The sequence below is a fragment of the Bacillus sp. SRB_8 genome (genome assembly GCF_003264205.1).
GTDB lineage: Bacteria > Bacillota > Bacilli > Bacillales > Bacillaceae_G > Bacillus_A > Bacillus_A mycoides.
Genome location: NZ_NADT01000005.1, coordinates 143,775 through 158,325 on the forward strand (window position 1 = coordinate 143,775; position 14,551 = coordinate 158,325).

Annotated in this window: 15 protein-coding genes and 1 pseudogene; 12 read left to right on the forward strand and 4 right to left on the reverse strand. The window is 34.1% G+C overall.

Going from position 1 to position 14,551, the window contains the following annotated elements; translation table 11 throughout:
- The first annotated feature begins 291 nt into the window (after nt 1–291).
- Nucleotides 292–633 (forward strand): hypothetical protein, encoded by a 342-nt coding sequence (locus tag B5P40_RS05015; protein WP_002125258.1) that lies wholly within the window; start codon nt 292–294, stop codon nt 631–633.
- Nucleotides 634–649: 16 nt separating this feature from the next.
- Nucleotides 650–979, forward strand: a complete 330-nt coding sequence (locus B5P40_RS05020) for a hypothetical protein (protein WP_002125259.1) — start codon at nt 650–652, stop codon at nt 977–979.
- 18 nt (nt 980–997) lie between these two features.
- Here the strand turns inward: B5P40_RS05020 and B5P40_RS05025 are convergent, their stop codons facing one another.
- The gene (locus B5P40_RS05025) at nt 998–2,152 is read right to left on the reverse strand and encodes an MFS transporter (protein ID WP_078176726.1); all 1,155 of its coding nucleotides are present in this window, start codon (nt 2,150–2,152) and stop codon (nt 998–1,000) included.
- Nucleotides 2,153–2,378: 226 nt separating this feature from the next.
- On the opposite strand from B5P40_RS05025, the gene bdhA reads away from it, so the two are divergent.
- The 6 genes from bdhA to B5P40_RS05055 all read left to right on the forward strand — a co-directional run bounded on the left by bdhA (nt 2,379) and on the right by B5P40_RS05055 (nt 8,668).
- Nucleotides 2,379–3,431, forward strand: a complete 1,053-nt coding sequence (gene bdhA / locus B5P40_RS05030) for a (R,R)-butanediol dehydrogenase (RefSeq protein ID WP_000645832.1) — start codon at nt 2,379–2,381, stop codon at nt 3,429–3,431.
- A 118-nt stretch (nt 3,432–3,549) separates the two neighbouring features.
- Entirely contained in the window at nt 3,550–3,894 is a 345-nt protein-coding gene (locus tag B5P40_RS05035; RefSeq protein ID WP_000948239.1) for a potassium channel family protein, read from the forward strand.
- Between the two features lie 264 nt (nt 3,895–4,158).
- On the forward strand, nt 4,159–5,010 hold the full coding sequence (cerA, locus tag B5P40_RS05040; protein WP_002029789.1) for a phospholipase CerA: 852 nt from the start codon (nt 4,159–4,161) through the stop codon (nt 5,008–5,010).
- A gap of 76 nt (nt 5,011–5,086) precedes the next feature.
- Nucleotides 5,087–6,088 carry a sphingomyelin phosphodiesterase gene (gene sph / locus B5P40_RS05045; protein WP_113708936.1) on the forward strand — a complete coding sequence of 334 codons (1,002 nt, stop codon included), beginning with the start codon at nt 5,087–5,089 and terminating at the stop codon, nt 6,086–6,088.
- 106 nt (nt 6,089–6,194) lie between these two features.
- Nucleotides 6,195–7,367: an amino acid deaminase/aldolase gene (locus B5P40_RS05050; RefSeq protein ID WP_113708937.1), complete on the forward strand. Its 1,173-nt coding sequence runs from the start codon at nt 6,195–6,197 to the stop codon at nt 7,365–7,367.
- Nucleotides 7,355–8,668, forward strand: a complete 1,314-nt coding sequence (locus tag B5P40_RS05055) for a D-arabinono-1,4-lactone oxidase (protein WP_113708938.1) — start codon at nt 7,355–7,357, stop codon at nt 8,666–8,668. Before B5P40_RS05050 ends, B5P40_RS05055 begins: the two co-directional genes overlap by 13 nt.
- A 4-nt stretch (nt 8,669–8,672) precedes the next feature.
- On the opposite strand, the gene B5P40_RS05060 is transcribed toward B5P40_RS05055, so the two are convergent.
- Nucleotides 8,673–9,827 (reverse strand): VanZ family protein, encoded by a 1,155-nt coding sequence (locus B5P40_RS05060; protein WP_002169147.1) that lies wholly within the window; start codon nt 9,825–9,827, stop codon nt 8,673–8,675.
- A gap of 171 nt (nt 9,828–9,998) precedes the next feature.
- On the opposite strand from B5P40_RS05060, the gene B5P40_RS05065 reads away from it, so the two are divergent.
- On the forward strand, nt 9,999–10,202 hold the full coding sequence (locus B5P40_RS05065) for a hypothetical protein (RefSeq protein WP_016103553.1): 204 nt from the start codon (nt 9,999–10,001) through the stop codon (nt 10,200–10,202).
- 129 nt (nt 10,203–10,331) lie between these two features.
- On the opposite strand, the gene B5P40_RS05075 is transcribed toward B5P40_RS05065, so the two are convergent.
- Together B5P40_RS05075 and B5P40_RS34335 are read right to left on the reverse strand one after the other, a co-directional pair.
- Nucleotides 10,332–11,144 (reverse strand): undecaprenyl-diphosphate phosphatase, encoded by an 813-nt coding sequence (locus tag B5P40_RS05075; RefSeq protein WP_016121464.1) that lies wholly within the window; start codon nt 11,142–11,144, stop codon nt 10,332–10,334.
- A gap of 132 nt (nt 11,145–11,276) precedes the next feature.
- A pseudogene (locus B5P40_RS34335) lies at nt 11,277–11,780 on the reverse strand (methyl-accepting chemotaxis protein); the annotation flags it as partial.
- A gap of 661 nt (nt 11,781–12,441) precedes the next feature.
- Between B5P40_RS34335 and B5P40_RS05085 the strand changes: the two are divergent.
- The 3 genes from B5P40_RS05085 to B5P40_RS05095 all read left to right on the forward strand — a co-directional run bounded on the left by B5P40_RS05085 (nt 12,442) and on the right by B5P40_RS05095 (nt 14,510).
- Nucleotides 12,442–13,713, forward strand: coding sequence for a 3D domain-containing protein (locus B5P40_RS05085; RefSeq protein WP_113708940.1), 1,272 nt, complete (start codon nt 12,442–12,444; stop codon nt 13,711–13,713).
- A gap of 103 nt (nt 13,714–13,816) precedes the next feature.
- The gene (locus B5P40_RS05090) at nt 13,817–14,044 is read left to right on the forward strand and encodes a helix-turn-helix transcriptional regulator (RefSeq protein ID WP_113708941.1); all 228 of its coding nucleotides are present in this window, start codon (nt 13,817–13,819) and stop codon (nt 14,042–14,044) included.
- A complete protein-coding gene (locus B5P40_RS05095; RefSeq protein ID WP_002134421.1) occupies nt 14,037–14,510 on the forward strand; it encodes a DUF2178 domain-containing protein in 474 nt (157 codons plus the stop codon). The genes B5P40_RS05090 and B5P40_RS05095 overlap by 8 nt, the downstream gene beginning before the upstream one ends.
- Nucleotides 14,511–14,551: the final 41 nt, after the last annotated feature.

Consider the following 14,551-nt stretch of genomic DNA (forward strand, 5'->3'; position numbering starts at 1 on the left):
AGAGTGTGCTTTTTAATTTGTACATTAAGTTATTATTTTAGCTTATGTAATACAATTGTCTGTTCATATGTAGTGTATCAAATTATGTGGGTAAAGGAAATATTTCCGAGGAAATTGTCGAAGTATCGTCGGTATTTATACACTTTCTTTGTAGAAGAAGAAATGTAGTATTGCCTTTACAGTTTAATTTATTTACATTGTTATTTGGCTATACACAAAAGTGATATATTCGGCAATCAAAGAGCTCTATTCGATAGGGCTCTTTTTTATGGATAGAAAGGAGTGAACTAAATGAAAGAAATAATTGAATGTCCACAGTGTGAAGGGAATATTACTGCACAACATATTATTGATCTCCCGCATCCTTTTTCATTCAGGTGTCCACACTGTAAGGTGAAATTAAAAGAAATGAGGATCACACCATGTTTAATATTAGCGGCAATTTGTATAATTCCACTGTTTATTATGATTGGAGAGAGTATTAAGGAATTACTAGTAAAATATTTTTCTATTATAGATGATGTACCAACTGTACTTATTTTCTTCTTATTTTGTTATCCGTTGTATTATCTTTATGAAAAATATAATGCCATATTGTTTATTAAATACGGCTTGTTGAAAGTCAAAAGTTGAATAGGAGCTTATCATTATGTTGTGGAAAGTTTATTTAGTAATTATAGCGATATTAACTATAACTTCGCTAGTAAGAGGCATGTTTCAAACACTAATTCAAAAGTTTGATTTTGTGGTGACTATAATCACGTGGATTGGGCTATTTGGTTTTGTCTTTGATGTAGAGATAGTAACCCCACTCGTTTGGAAATGCATCTTCCTGTTTAGTGTTATTTGGACTTTGAGTGCCGTTTTTGTTTTACGTTTATATGAAGAGAAGGATGACCCGCTACCTTTTATATTCAAATTAATTGGTATTATCCCAACGCTGCCATTATATTACGGATTATATCAATATGCATTTTAAAAAAAGACAATGATGGAATTAACCCATCATTGTCTTTTTTACTTTGCTTCTTACAAAAATCATTCCAGCAAATGTTAACAAGAATGCAGTTCCGATAACGAAGCTGACGCTAGGCGATGCCCCGATTGCTCCGACTGTAAAGGAGCCAGCAACAACTCCTAATGAGAAGAAAGCATAAAACAATCCGAATGCTTTTCCACGCTTATCATCTGTCGTATTTTCAACAAGTAATGCATTTATCGATGGGAAAAGGATAGCGAATCCAATGCCATAAATCATCATAACGATAAAGAGCATACCTTTTGTTGCGAATAATCCAAGTAAAGATAACGCGAATGCCATTACTGCAATCCCAATTAGCATGAGTTTTGAACGATTAAATCGATCGTAAATACGGTTTGTTGGTAGCAAGAAGAAGAGGATAGCGGTAATTCCGAATACACTTAACATCATGCCTGTTGTAGATGCTTTAAGCGCTAATGCCTCAACTTTCACTGGTAACATATAAGTGACAATCCCTTGTGAAAACATTAGTGTGAAAGCACCAATATATGCTTGTAATAACGGTTCTGATTTCAATAGTTCAATCATATCTTCTTTGTTCATCATTTGTGTTCTTGATGTATCTTTTCTTGATACGTTATTTGGTAAGAAGAATAGAGATACGATTGTACCAAGGACCATTAAAATAGAAATAGTAATGAACACCCACTCTATACCAGCTGTTGCTTTCATAATGCCGCTGAAAGCAGGTCCTACGATTGCAGCTGTTCCAACAGCGGCACCAGATAGAGCCATTGCTTTACCTTGCCTTGCTGAATTCGTTTGCTTTGATAAAAACGTAAAGGCAGCAGGAATTAAAAATCCGTCACTAAAACCGTGCATAAAGCGCACAACTAATAGTTGTTCACCACTTTGAACAACGGTGTATAACAAGACTATGAAACTCGTAATTCCCATGCTTATATAAAGGATTTTTTTTGCACCAAATTTATCGACAGCGGCTCCAGCGATAATATTACCGATCATATTAGCGAATGAGTACATACCGATAACTAGCCCGATAACAAGAGGGGTTCCTCCAAGACTTTGAGCGAAAGTACTCATAATAGGTAATTGTGAAAATGTATCTAAAAACGCTACGATAACAATAAAGTAAATAAAATATTTCAAGCAATATTCACCTCTCCTCTGCTATTATGGCATAATGCTAATTTCAACCGCAATGAAATTAGCATTAACAGATGTGGAAAAAAGTACAAAGTGACAAAATATTGAACGTTATTTGTTAAAATTTAGTGGGAATGAGATTGTTTTTTTGAAATATATGGATAGAAGTATTATAATAGATTTGTAAACTTCACCAGGTTAAGTATATACGTAGAGAGGGATGTATAAAATGAAAGCATTACTTTGGCATAATCAACGCGATGTACGAGTAGAAGAAGTACCAGAACCAACTGTAAGACCAGGAGCAGTTAAGATTAAAGTGAAATGGTGTGGTATCTGCGGAACAGACTTGCATGAATATTTAGCAGGACCTATTTTTATTCCAACAGAAGAGCACCCATTAACACACGTAAAAGCACCGGTTATTTTAGGTCATGAGTTTAGTGGTGAGGTAGTTGAAATCGGTGAAGGCGTTACTTCTCATAAAGTGGGAGATCGCGTCGTTGTAGAACCAATTTATTCTTGTGGTAAATGTGAAGCTTGTAAACATGGACATTACAATGTTTGTGAACAACTTGTTTTCCACGGTCTTGGCGGAGACGGCGGCGGTTTCTCTGAATATACAGTAGTACCAGAAGATATGGTCCACCATATTCCTGATGAAATGACGTATGAACAAGGTGCACTTGTAGAACCAGCAGCAGTAGCAGTTCATGCAGTACGTCAAAGTAAATTAAAAGAAGGAGAAGCTGTAGCGGTATTTGGTTGTGGTCCGATTGGACTTCTTGTAATCCAAGCAGCAAAAGCAGCAGGAGCAACTCCTGTTATCGCAGTGGAACTTTCTAAAGAACGTCAAGAGCTAGCTAAATTAGCAGGTGCTGATTACGTATTAAATCCAGCAACTCAAGATGTACTAGCAGAAATTCGTAACTTAACAAATGGTTTAGGTGTAAATGTGAGCTTTGAAGTAACAGGTGTCGAAGTAGTACTTCGTCAAGCGATTGAAAGTACAAGTTTTGAAGGACAAACTGTAATTGTTAGTGTGTGGGAAAAAGATGCGACAATTACGCCAAACAATCTTGTACTAAAAGAAAAAGAAGTTATCGGTATTCTTGGATACCGTCATATCTTCCCAGCTGTTATTAAATTAATTAGCTCTGGCCAAATTCAAGCAGAGAAATTAATTACGAAAAAAATCACAGTAGATCAAGTTGTTGAAGAAGGATTTGAAGCACTTGTAAAAGATAAAACACAAGTGAAAATTCTTGTTTCACCTAAATAATAGAGAATAGTAAAAAGTAGCCCTTTTCTAGAAATAGAAGAGGGCTACTTTTTTTCTATACAGAAAGGTGATAGACTTTCCTTTAACTAAAGGTATTTTGTTTGGAAGGGGAAGTCTAATGCTTTCATTTATGTTGACATTGAAACGGATGTTAAAAGCTTGTTTACGAGCGTGGAAAGATAAAGAATTTCAAGTATTATTCGTATTAACATTTTTAACATTAACATCTGGTACGATTTTTTATAGTACAGTTGAAGGATTACGTCCTCTTGATGCTTTATATTTTAGTGTGGTCACGTTGACGACTGTCGGTGATGGGAATTTTAGTCCGCAAACTGATTTCGGAAAGGTATTTACAATCTTATACATATTTATTGGGATTGGATTAGTGTTTGGATTTATTCATAAGTTGGCAGTTAATGTACAACTGCCAAGTATATTATCGAATAGAAAAAAAGAGTAAAGCATGTGGATGCTTTACTCTTTTTTTACATTAGTTTAGACAATCATTTGTAGTAGCTTAATAATAATTTATTACAATATAAGTGCATTCATTCATTATATTCACTATGTATAAAGTTATAATGATATGAACATTTGTATATTTTAATTTAGTGATAGAAATTTCGTGAAAGGTGGGATATTCTAGTCATAGGTTAACCAGACGACATCATAGGATCCTAACAAAAAGTTTACAATAATTCAATTAAAAAATGGAGGATTTTATATGAAAAAGAAAGTACTTGCTTTAGCAGCAGCTATTACATTAGTAGCTCCGTTACAAAGTGTTGCATTTGCTCATGAAAATGATGGGGGAAGTAGAATAAATATAGTTCACCGCTGGTCTGCTGAAGATAAGCATAAAGAAGGCGTAAACTCTCATTTATGGATTGTAAACCGTGCAATGGATATTATGTCTCGTAATACAACACTTGTAAAACAAGATCAAGTTGCACTATTAAATGAATGGCGTACGGAGTTAGAGAACGGTATTTATGCTGCTGACTATGAAAATCCTTATTATGATAATAGCACATTTGCTTCACACTTCTATGATCCAGACAACGGAAAAACGTATATTCCATTTGCAAAACAGGCAAAGGAAACAGGTGCTAAATATTTCAAACTAGCTGGTGAGTCATACAAAAATAAAGATATGAAACAAGCATTCTTCTATTTAGGATTATCTCTTCATTATTTAGGAGATGTAAATCAACCGATGCATGCGGCAAACTTTACAAATCTTTCGTATCCACAAGGATTCCATTCTAAATATGAAAACTTTGTAGATACGATAAAAGATAATTATAAAGTAACGGATGGAAATGGATATTGGAACTGGAAAGGTACAAATCCAGAAGATTGGATTCATGGAGCGGCAGTAGCTGCGAAACAAGATTACTCTGGCATTGTAAATGATAATACGAAAGATTGGTTCGTGAAAGCAGCTGTATCACAAGAATATGCAGATAAATGGCGCGCTGAAGTTACACCAATGACAGGTACGCGATTAATGGATGCACAACGTGTTACTGCTGGATACATTCAGCTTTGGTTTGATACGTACGGAAATCGTTAAATATTTGAAAAAGGTCAAATCTCAGAATAGAGTATTTGGCCTTTTTATCACTACACAGTACATGGAGGTATGAAACGTGAAAAGTAAATTGCTAAAAGGGGTACTTAGCTTTGGGATTGGTTTAGGAGCTTTATATAGTGGATCTTCGGTTCAAGCAGAAACGTCTACAAATCAAAATAATACTTTAAAAGTGATGACGCATAATGTGTACATGCTATCAACGAGCTTATATCCGAACTGGGGACAAAATGAGCGTGCTGATTTAATTGGGGCAGCGGATTATATGAAAAATCAAGATGTTGTTATATTAAATGAAGTATTTGATAATAACGCTTCAAATCGCTTATTAGGAAATTTGAAGAAAGAATATCCAAATCAAACGGCAGTATTAGGTCGTAGTAACGGAAACGAATGGGATAAAACATTAGGTAACTATTCATCTTCGACCCCTGAAGATGGCGGTGTAGCTATTGTAAGTAAATGGCCAATCATTGAAAAGATTCAATATGTATTTGAAAAAGGATGTGGGCCAGATAACTTATCAAATAAAGGATTTGTATACACAAAAGTTAAGAAAAATGATCGTTTCGTTCATGTAATTGGGACACATTTACAAGCTGAAGATAATATGTGTGGACAAACTTCGCCAGCATCTGTACGTACAAAACAGCTACAAGAAATTCAAGAGTTTATTAAAAATAAAAATATATCAAATAACGAGTATGTGTTAATTGGTGGTGATATGAATGTGAATAAAATAAATGCTGAGAATAATAGTGACTCAGAGTACGCATCCATGTTCAAAACATTGCACGCTTCTATTCCATCTTATACTGGACATACTGCAACTTGGGATGCGACGACAAACAGTATTGCGAAATATAACTTCCCCGATAGCCCGGCCGAGTATTTGGACTATATTATTGCAAGTAAGGATCATGCGAATCCATCATATATAGAGAATAACGTTTTACAACCGAAATCTCCAGAATGGTCTGTTACTTCATGGTTCCAAAAATATACGTATAATGATTACTCCGATCATTATCCAGTAGAGGCGACTATTTCTATGAAGTAGTCAAAAAAGTTTCTTCGTGAAGAAGAAACTTTTTTGATTTGCAAACAGGAAAATCATTTTTTCTTTCCAATATGTATAAGACATATATAGAAGAGGAGAGAAAAATGTGGATAGAGGAATTTTTAAGGAAGTTCCATTACCGTGTGCATTTTTAGATGAAGTGGCTTTAGAGAGAAATATTCAATCGATTATAGAGTTAAGTGGAGATAAGAAGATTCGTATAGCGAGTAAATCATTACGCTCTGTCCCAATTATGAAAAAGATTTTGGCTGCAAATGATCGGTTTCAAGGTATTATGTGTTTTTCTCCTAGAGAAGCTTTGTTTTTAATTGAACAAGGATTTAATGATTTATTGCTCGGATATCCTGCTTATGATGAAAGAGCTTTATATGAAATTAGTTTGCTAACAAAGCAAGGGCTCAGTATAACTTGTATGGTGGATTGTGAAGAACATATTGTTTATCTTGAAAAAATTGCTGAGAAATCTAAAGGTTGTTTTCGCGTTTGTTTGGATATTGATATGAGTAGTCGTTTTTTAAAATTTCATTTTGGTGTAAAAAGATCACCGGTAAAAGATGTGCAGAGTGCTTTAAAAATAGTAGGAAAGGTGAAGGGCTCATCACATTTAATACTAGACGGTGTAATGGGATATGAGGCTCAAATTGCTGGGGTGGGGGATCATATACCGAATCAATGGATGAAAAGTAAAGTGGTTTCGTATTTAAAGAAGAAATCAGTATTAGAGGTTAAAGAAAGAAGGGGACGTATCGTAAAAGAAATACAAAACCTTGGTATTAAACTAAGATTTGTAAATGGGGGAGGAACAGGAAGTATAAAAACAACTGAGCAAGATAACTCAGTTTCAGAGATTACAATAGGTTCTGCTTTTTATTCCCCGAAACTATTTGATTATTATAAAGAAGTACAATTTCAGCCAGCTGTCGGATTTGCTTTACCCGTTGTGCGTAAACCAGCTCCGTTTATTTATACTTGCCTCGGTGGTGGATATATTGCTTCAGGCGCAGTTGGTAAAGATAAAGAGCCTGAGATTTGGAGGCCGGGTGGTGCAAGACTATTAGCGTTAGAAGGTGCTGGTGAAGTGCAAACGCCAATTTTTTATAACGGTGAGGAACGAGTGGATATAGGAGATTCTATCTTGTTTCGCCATAGTAAAGCTGGAGAGTTATGTGAACGCTTTCCTGTTTTGTATCGCGTTAAAAAAGGAGAGATTGCTGGGGAGTATTCAACATATCGGGGGGATGGACGATGCTTTCTATAAAGGGACAAAAATGGAGAAATTGGACAGGGAATGTAGAAGGAACGCCGTATTATACGATGTATCCAAAAAGTATACAAGATGTGGTAGAAGTTGTAGGGCTCGCACGAAAAAAGGGAAAGAAAATTCGTGTTGTCGGTTCAGGGCATTCGTTTACACCTCTTGTGCAAACGGAAGAAATTTTAGTTTCTTTAGATGAATTGAAGGGCATTGTGAATATTGATGCAGAGAAGAAGGTTGCCGAAGTATGGGCGGGAACAAAGCTACATGATTTAGGGAAGTTACTTCAGGAAAAAGGTTATGCGCAAGAAAATTTAGGGGATATTGATTCACAATCTATTGCAGGAGCGATTAGTACGGGGACTCATGGGACGGGTGTTACATTTGGGAGTTTATCAACACAAGTTATAGAGATCACGGCAGTTTTATCAACAGGTGAGAGTATAGTTTGTTCAGAAGCCGAGAACGCTGAATATTGGAAAGCATTTCAGTTGTCGCTTGGAATGCTAGGTATCATTGTAAAGATAAAATTGAAGGTTATCCCAGCGTATTCGCTTGTTTATGAAAGTGAAAAACAATCATTGTCTACTGTAATGAACAAACTAGAAGAATATAAGAAGAATCGTCATTTTGAATTTTTCGTTTTTCCTTATTCAGATGAAGTACAAGTGAAATTTACAAACGAAACAACGAGTAAAGAAAGTGATTTGAAATGGCATAAACTAAAGGTGGAGTTACTTGAAAATAGGATGTTCTCTTTATTATCTAAAGGGTGTAAATGGTTTCCTTCTATAAGTAAAGGAGTAAGCCGATTATCAGCTAAGGCTGTACCGAACACGAAAATAATTGGACCAAGCTATGAAGTGTTCGCTACATCACGTACAGTTCCATTTTATGAAATGGAGTACAGTGTCCCTTCAAAGTATATGAGGGCTGTTGTAGAAGAAATTTCAAATCTTATTGAAAAGAAAAAGTATAAGGTGCACTTCCCGATTGAATGCCGCTACGTGAGAGGTGATGATATATGGCTCAGTCCAGCATATGGAAGAGATTCAGCGTATATAGCTGTTCATATGTATAAAGGTATGAAGTATGCCGCTTATTTTGGTGAAGTGGAGAAAATTTTTCTAAAGTATGAAGGGCGCCCACATTGGGGGAAAATGCATACGTTAACGTACGAAAAATTGCAAAATATATATCCAGAATTGCATTCGTTTCTAAAAGTGAGGAAGTCACTAGATGAAACAGGAGTATTTTTAAGCCCTTATATAGAAAAGTTATTTACGATTATGAAAAAAAGCTGACAAATTAGTATTTGTCAGCTTTTTTAAGTGTAATTGCATTTCTTGTATGACTAATACGCTCGTAAAATAGTAATTTATCACTGCTAAATACATGTAATAAAACATGAATAATAAATAGCCCGTTAATTACAAATTGGAATAACAGTATAACTAGTAATACTAAAGGCTCTGTATGATTTAAAATAGAGCTACTAGAAAGAATGTAATTGATTCCACCTAAAATGAAATAGAATATACCGTAACGAATGAATAATTCTTTTAGTGTAATACGCTCTGCTTGTCCTTTAATGTAAATACGAAGCAACGCTTTCCCTATTGTTCTTCCATTTGTAAAATATGGGATGATAATAAAGTAAATTAAGATTGAACATGTAATGAAAAGGAGTTCGTATACATTTGTATAAGATTGGATGTTAGAAATAAATAGTGAGTTTCCTTTGTTTTTAATGAAAGGTACAACGATAGATAAGAAAATCCAATCAATTTGCATAGCGAGGAGACGACGAACGAATCCGACTGGTTTCGTTTCCAAATCAATATGACTATCTAATTCGCTTGTTTTTGGCAGGAAGTGCGTAAATATTGGTGCAATGATAAAACCGATTACGCCGCCTAGTGTGTTTAAAAACAGATCGTCGATATCGAATAAGCGATATGCACAATTATAAATACCATATAATCCAGTTACTTGTGTTAATTCAAAGAACAGTGAAAGGCAAAAAGAAATGCACACTGTTTGGAAGAAGCTACGTCGGAAATAATAACGTAAGTAAATACCGAATGGAACGGTTAATAGAACGTTAAAAGCAACTTGTAAAAATGCAGACTCTTTTAATAACAAGAAATAAGTAGTAGGTTTCGTTAAAATTGCCGATGTATGATTACTAATCTCTTGTATGAAATAAAATGGTGAGAGTTGCATATGCTGTGTATTAGCGGGTTGTAGGCTACAAGTATCATACGTTTGTGGTAACGGCAAAATAACAAGAAAATAGGCATTTAATAAGTAAAGTAATAATGAGTATAAAATAAATGAGCGCCATTTATTTAAATAACCGTATTTTCGATAATTAAATATTAAAAAAGGAATTAAGAGAAACATTGCTAAAATAGGAAATAAAATAAATGCTGTTTTTACTGGAAATAAATATGCAGTCAAAATGAAGCTCCTTTCAATGAAATTTCGTTTATCATTATAGCGCTTAAAAGAATGTAAAACAAAGTTGAAATAGCTCGAAATAGAAAAAATTACAAATTTTAAATAGATTAATTTATAATAAGTTTAATATAAAGATATTATGATTATACAAGTTGAGAGAGGGTACAAGACATGCGATATGAGCTTTTTTCGGTAAGCGGGGATCATATTACAACTTTTGAAAGCACATGGCGTTTTCAGGAGGGGGAACAGATTTTTGTTCATGATGATAATACAAAACGAAATTTTATTATTATTCGCTTAACACATGATTTATTTCAAAAAAATACACATGTTATTCGCTTGTATTGTCAGGAAAAGAAAGTTTATGCATAAGGAAAACCTCTTACTGTATGGGGCAGTAAGAGGTTTTTTATCCCGCTATTTGTGGGCAGTAAACGCCCGATTGGTGTGGGCTAATAATCAGTGGGGGATGAACAAAACCCCACTGATTAAAGTTTCACTTTATAAGAAAATGATAGTTAGCACACCTACGATAATACAGTAGAAAGAGAAATATTTTAAATTTCCTTTTGCCATAATGTTCATAAACCATTTTAATGAAATATATGTCATGACAAATGTTGCGATGAAAGCAACAATATAAGGTACAAATAATGTATCTAAATTTGGATCGTTTGCAATGTCTGTAATACTTAACAATAAACCCCCTAAGCTAACAGGGATGTATAGTAAGAATGAGAAACGAAGAGCTGTTTCTTGCTTCATGCCAAGTAACATTGCTGCTACGATTGTAGCACCTGATCTGCTTATACCAGGAATTAGTGCGCAAGCTTGTGCTAGGCCAATAATGATTGCATCTTTCATAGAAAGGTCGCCATCATTTTTACGCCCACGCAAGTTTCGAATAATCCAAAGGCCGATAGCAGTAATAAGAAGGGAAATCCCAACCATTTTAACACCTTTTAAATATTGGTCGATATAATCTTTAAATAAAACTCCAATTACACCTGCTGGAATGGTTGCAATAACAAGGTAAATAATAAAAAAGAAATCTGATTTTGCGTCTTCTGCTCTTGTAAATATATAAGATAGACCATTCTTCGTTAGACGAATTAAATCATTTCTATAAATAAGTAATACAGCTAATAATGAAGCTGAATTAACAAGTAGTTCGAAGCTAAACCCTTCTATTTTTAGTCCTAGCAAATGCTGTGCTAAAACGAGGTGACCGCTTGAAGAAATCGGAATTGGCTCTGTTAGCCCTTGGAACAGACCAAGAATTAAATATTTTAAAATGTAGTAAAATTGTTCCATAATAACCTCCTTGTTTATTAGTCGAAAGAAACAACTTTTCCATTATAGCAAAAGAGAGGATGAATATTGAGAAGAAATAAATATTCGAAATATAATAAAAATCCCTTATACCGGTATAAGGGATTTTTATTATTAATGAGAAGCTACTGTTTCTTGAAGACTTTTTGATAATTGAACATCGACTTTTTCAGCATCATGAATGTGATTCATAATAGTAGTATTTAATTTTTGGAACATTTGCTGTGTATTTGCAAATTCTCGTAATATATCATCATTACAAGATTTTTGGTTTTCGATAGCTTTAATAACATTTGTAGCGCCACTTTGTAACGTTTGAATCATTATTAAAATATTTTCAATTCTAGCGTTAGTATCGGCGCTCATTTCTACACCTTCATCAACTAAATGTAAATTATCTTTTGTATTTTCGTACGCTTTTTCAATTTCCTCTTGGATTTTTTTCGTTAAATTGCCAATGTTTTTTGTACTCTCCGCTGTGCTTTCTGCTAGTTTTCTTACTTCATTGGCAACAACAGCGAATCCTTTTCCATGCTCTCCAGCACGTGCAGCTTCAATACTTGCATTCAACGCTAGTAAATTTGTTTGTGCTGCAATGTTTTGAATCACTTCTACAATTTGTTCAATTTCTTTAGAGCGTTCGCTTAAATGATTCATACTATTAGAAGTACGTTGAGATTGTTCACCTAATCTATTAATTACAATGAGTAAGCGATGAACGGATTCTTTTCCTTCATTAGAGCAATCGATAATTTCTTCAATAGATTGAATTAAGTTTTGCTCTTTTTGTAGCATTTCGTTATTTAATTCGTTGGAATGTGTAGTACGCGTAGAAACATTTTCAAAGCATGCGTTCAATTGTTGAATTAAGTTTTGGAGTGTATGATGTTGGCTATTTACAAGTTCGTGCTCTTGCATAACGCTTTTTACACGATTATGGATAGAAGATATAATTTCTTGTTTTTCCACATCTTTTTGTTTTAATTCTGCTTCTAGTTCATGTATATGAGTTTCTAGTTGATCAATTTTATGTTGGAGTGATTTCTTTTGAGTAAACATTTTATTTAATTCAACCGCCTTTAGGATTTTTAATTTCTCTATATTTGGATTTTAGCATCTTTTATAATTTTTAAATATAGGAATTGTTAAATGTTTAAGAATCTATTACATTTTGTTCACAATTCTCTTTTTTTGTCATGAAAAATAAACTGTATTTAATGGTTCTGTAAACAAACTGTAAAATAAATCATGTATAACTGTATAAGAAGGGAGTCGGATTATGAACTATTTTAAGCGAATCAGTAGTCTAGTATTAGCAGGAATTATCGTTCTTTCTAGTACAGTCGCTGTAAAAGCAGAGTCAAACGACGAGAAACTTAACAACATGCAACAGCAATTGCAGCAAAACGATGCAGATATGCAGAAGAAAGAGCAAGAGAAGCAAGCTGTTAGTAAAGAAATTAAAGGTATCGAAAATGAACTACATAATTTAAATAATACAATTGCAAAAAATAAAGAGGATCAAGCTGCTATTCAACGTAAAATCGATGAAACACATAAGCAGATTGAACAAAAAAAGAACGAAATTGTCGTTTTAGAAGATAAAGTCCTTGCTCGTAAGGATATTATGAAAAAACGTATGGTTTCTGTTCAAAATAGCTCAAATACGAGTTTAGTAGTAGAAGTTGTTGTAGAATCAAAAAACTTTGCAGATTTCATACAACGTATGAACGCAGTTACGACTATTCTAGAAGCAGATAAAGAAATTTTACGTCTACAAGAACAAGATCTTCGTCAAATTGAAGAAGATAAAAAAGAGATTGATGAAAAAGAAGCATCTTTAGTAGTAGATAAACAAAAATTAGCAAAAGCACAAGCTGATTTGCAAGATAACTTGAAAAAACGTCAAGATAACTTACAAACAGTTCAAGCTAAATATAATCAGGTTGCAAGCCAACTTAATTTAGCAGCAGAAGAAAAGGCTAAAATTGAATCAAATATGAAGGCAGTACAAGAAACAATCGCTCGTGAACAAGAAGCAGCAAGAATTGCAGCGGAAGAGCGTGCAAAAGCGGAAGCAGCTGCAAAGGCTGAGCAAGAAGCTTTAGCGAAAGCGCAAGCGGAAGTTGCTGAAAAGCAAAAGCAAGAAAAAGCTAATAAACCAGCTGAACCAGTTGCTAATAATAGTTCGAAAGTAGAGCCTGAACAGCCTAAAGTAACTGCTGGCGGAAAAGAAATGTATGTACACGCAACAGCTTATACAGCAGATCCATCTGAAAATGGTTATGCAGCAGGTCAACAAGTATATTCTGCATGGGGACCGGGTGGTAAGCCTTATAACTTAACTGCAAACCCAGGAATGAAATTAATTGCGGTGGATCCATCTGTTATTCCATTAGGATCTACTGTAAATGTTGAAGGCTATGGAATTGCAATTGCAGCAGATACTGGTGGCGCGATTAAAGGTCACAAAATCGATGTTTTAATGCCGGATAAAGCTTCGTCTAGTAATTGGGGCAGAAAAAATGTTAAAGTTACAATTTTAAACTAAAACGTAATCCAACTTTACAAAACGTAAAGTTGGATTTTTTCGTAAAAATAATGTTAAGTTGAGTTTACATTTTGTTAAGGACAGCATACAATGATGGTAAGAGGTGGTAAATTTGACCATTTGTAATAAGGTGAAGGAATTAAGAGCTCGTTTTAATTTTACGCAAAGTGTATTAGCAGAAAAGGTAGGAGTGACGAGACAAACGATCGCTGCAATTGAAAAAGGGGATTACGTTCCTTCATTGTTACTAGCATTGACGATTTGTGATGTATTCGAGTTAAAGATGGAAGATGTATTTGTTTTAAATAAGGAGGGGGAAGAGAATGAATAGAATTGGGGTTTCTTATATCTTAAATGTGCTGAGATTTGTGATAGCTTTTTGGGCGTTTATTGAGCTCTATTATGCTTGGATAGAGCTGGCAAATATTATTGAAACTGAGAAATTACCGTTTGAAGTAACAATCAACATGATGCCATTAGGATTGTTAACAATTGTAGCTATTATAACGACGATTTTTTATAAAGTTCAAAAGAAGAAACATAAAGCTCTTTCTTATTGGATGTACCCGTTATTATTTCCACAAGAAGACGAGCGAGAAAAAGCAATTACACAAAAGGCATGCCGGACAACATTTATTTCATTTTGGTATGGAATAGTTATTGCTATTGGATTTTTAACACTTTCTCCTGTAGCTAATTTATATATTCCTGGATATCCATTATATATTTTATTTTTCATGCTTTTTATTCAAATGACAGTCTTTTACGTATCCCTGTACAGAAATAAATTAGTCTAAAAAAGAAACCTTCTTGCTGTGAACTGTACCCTATAAAATGG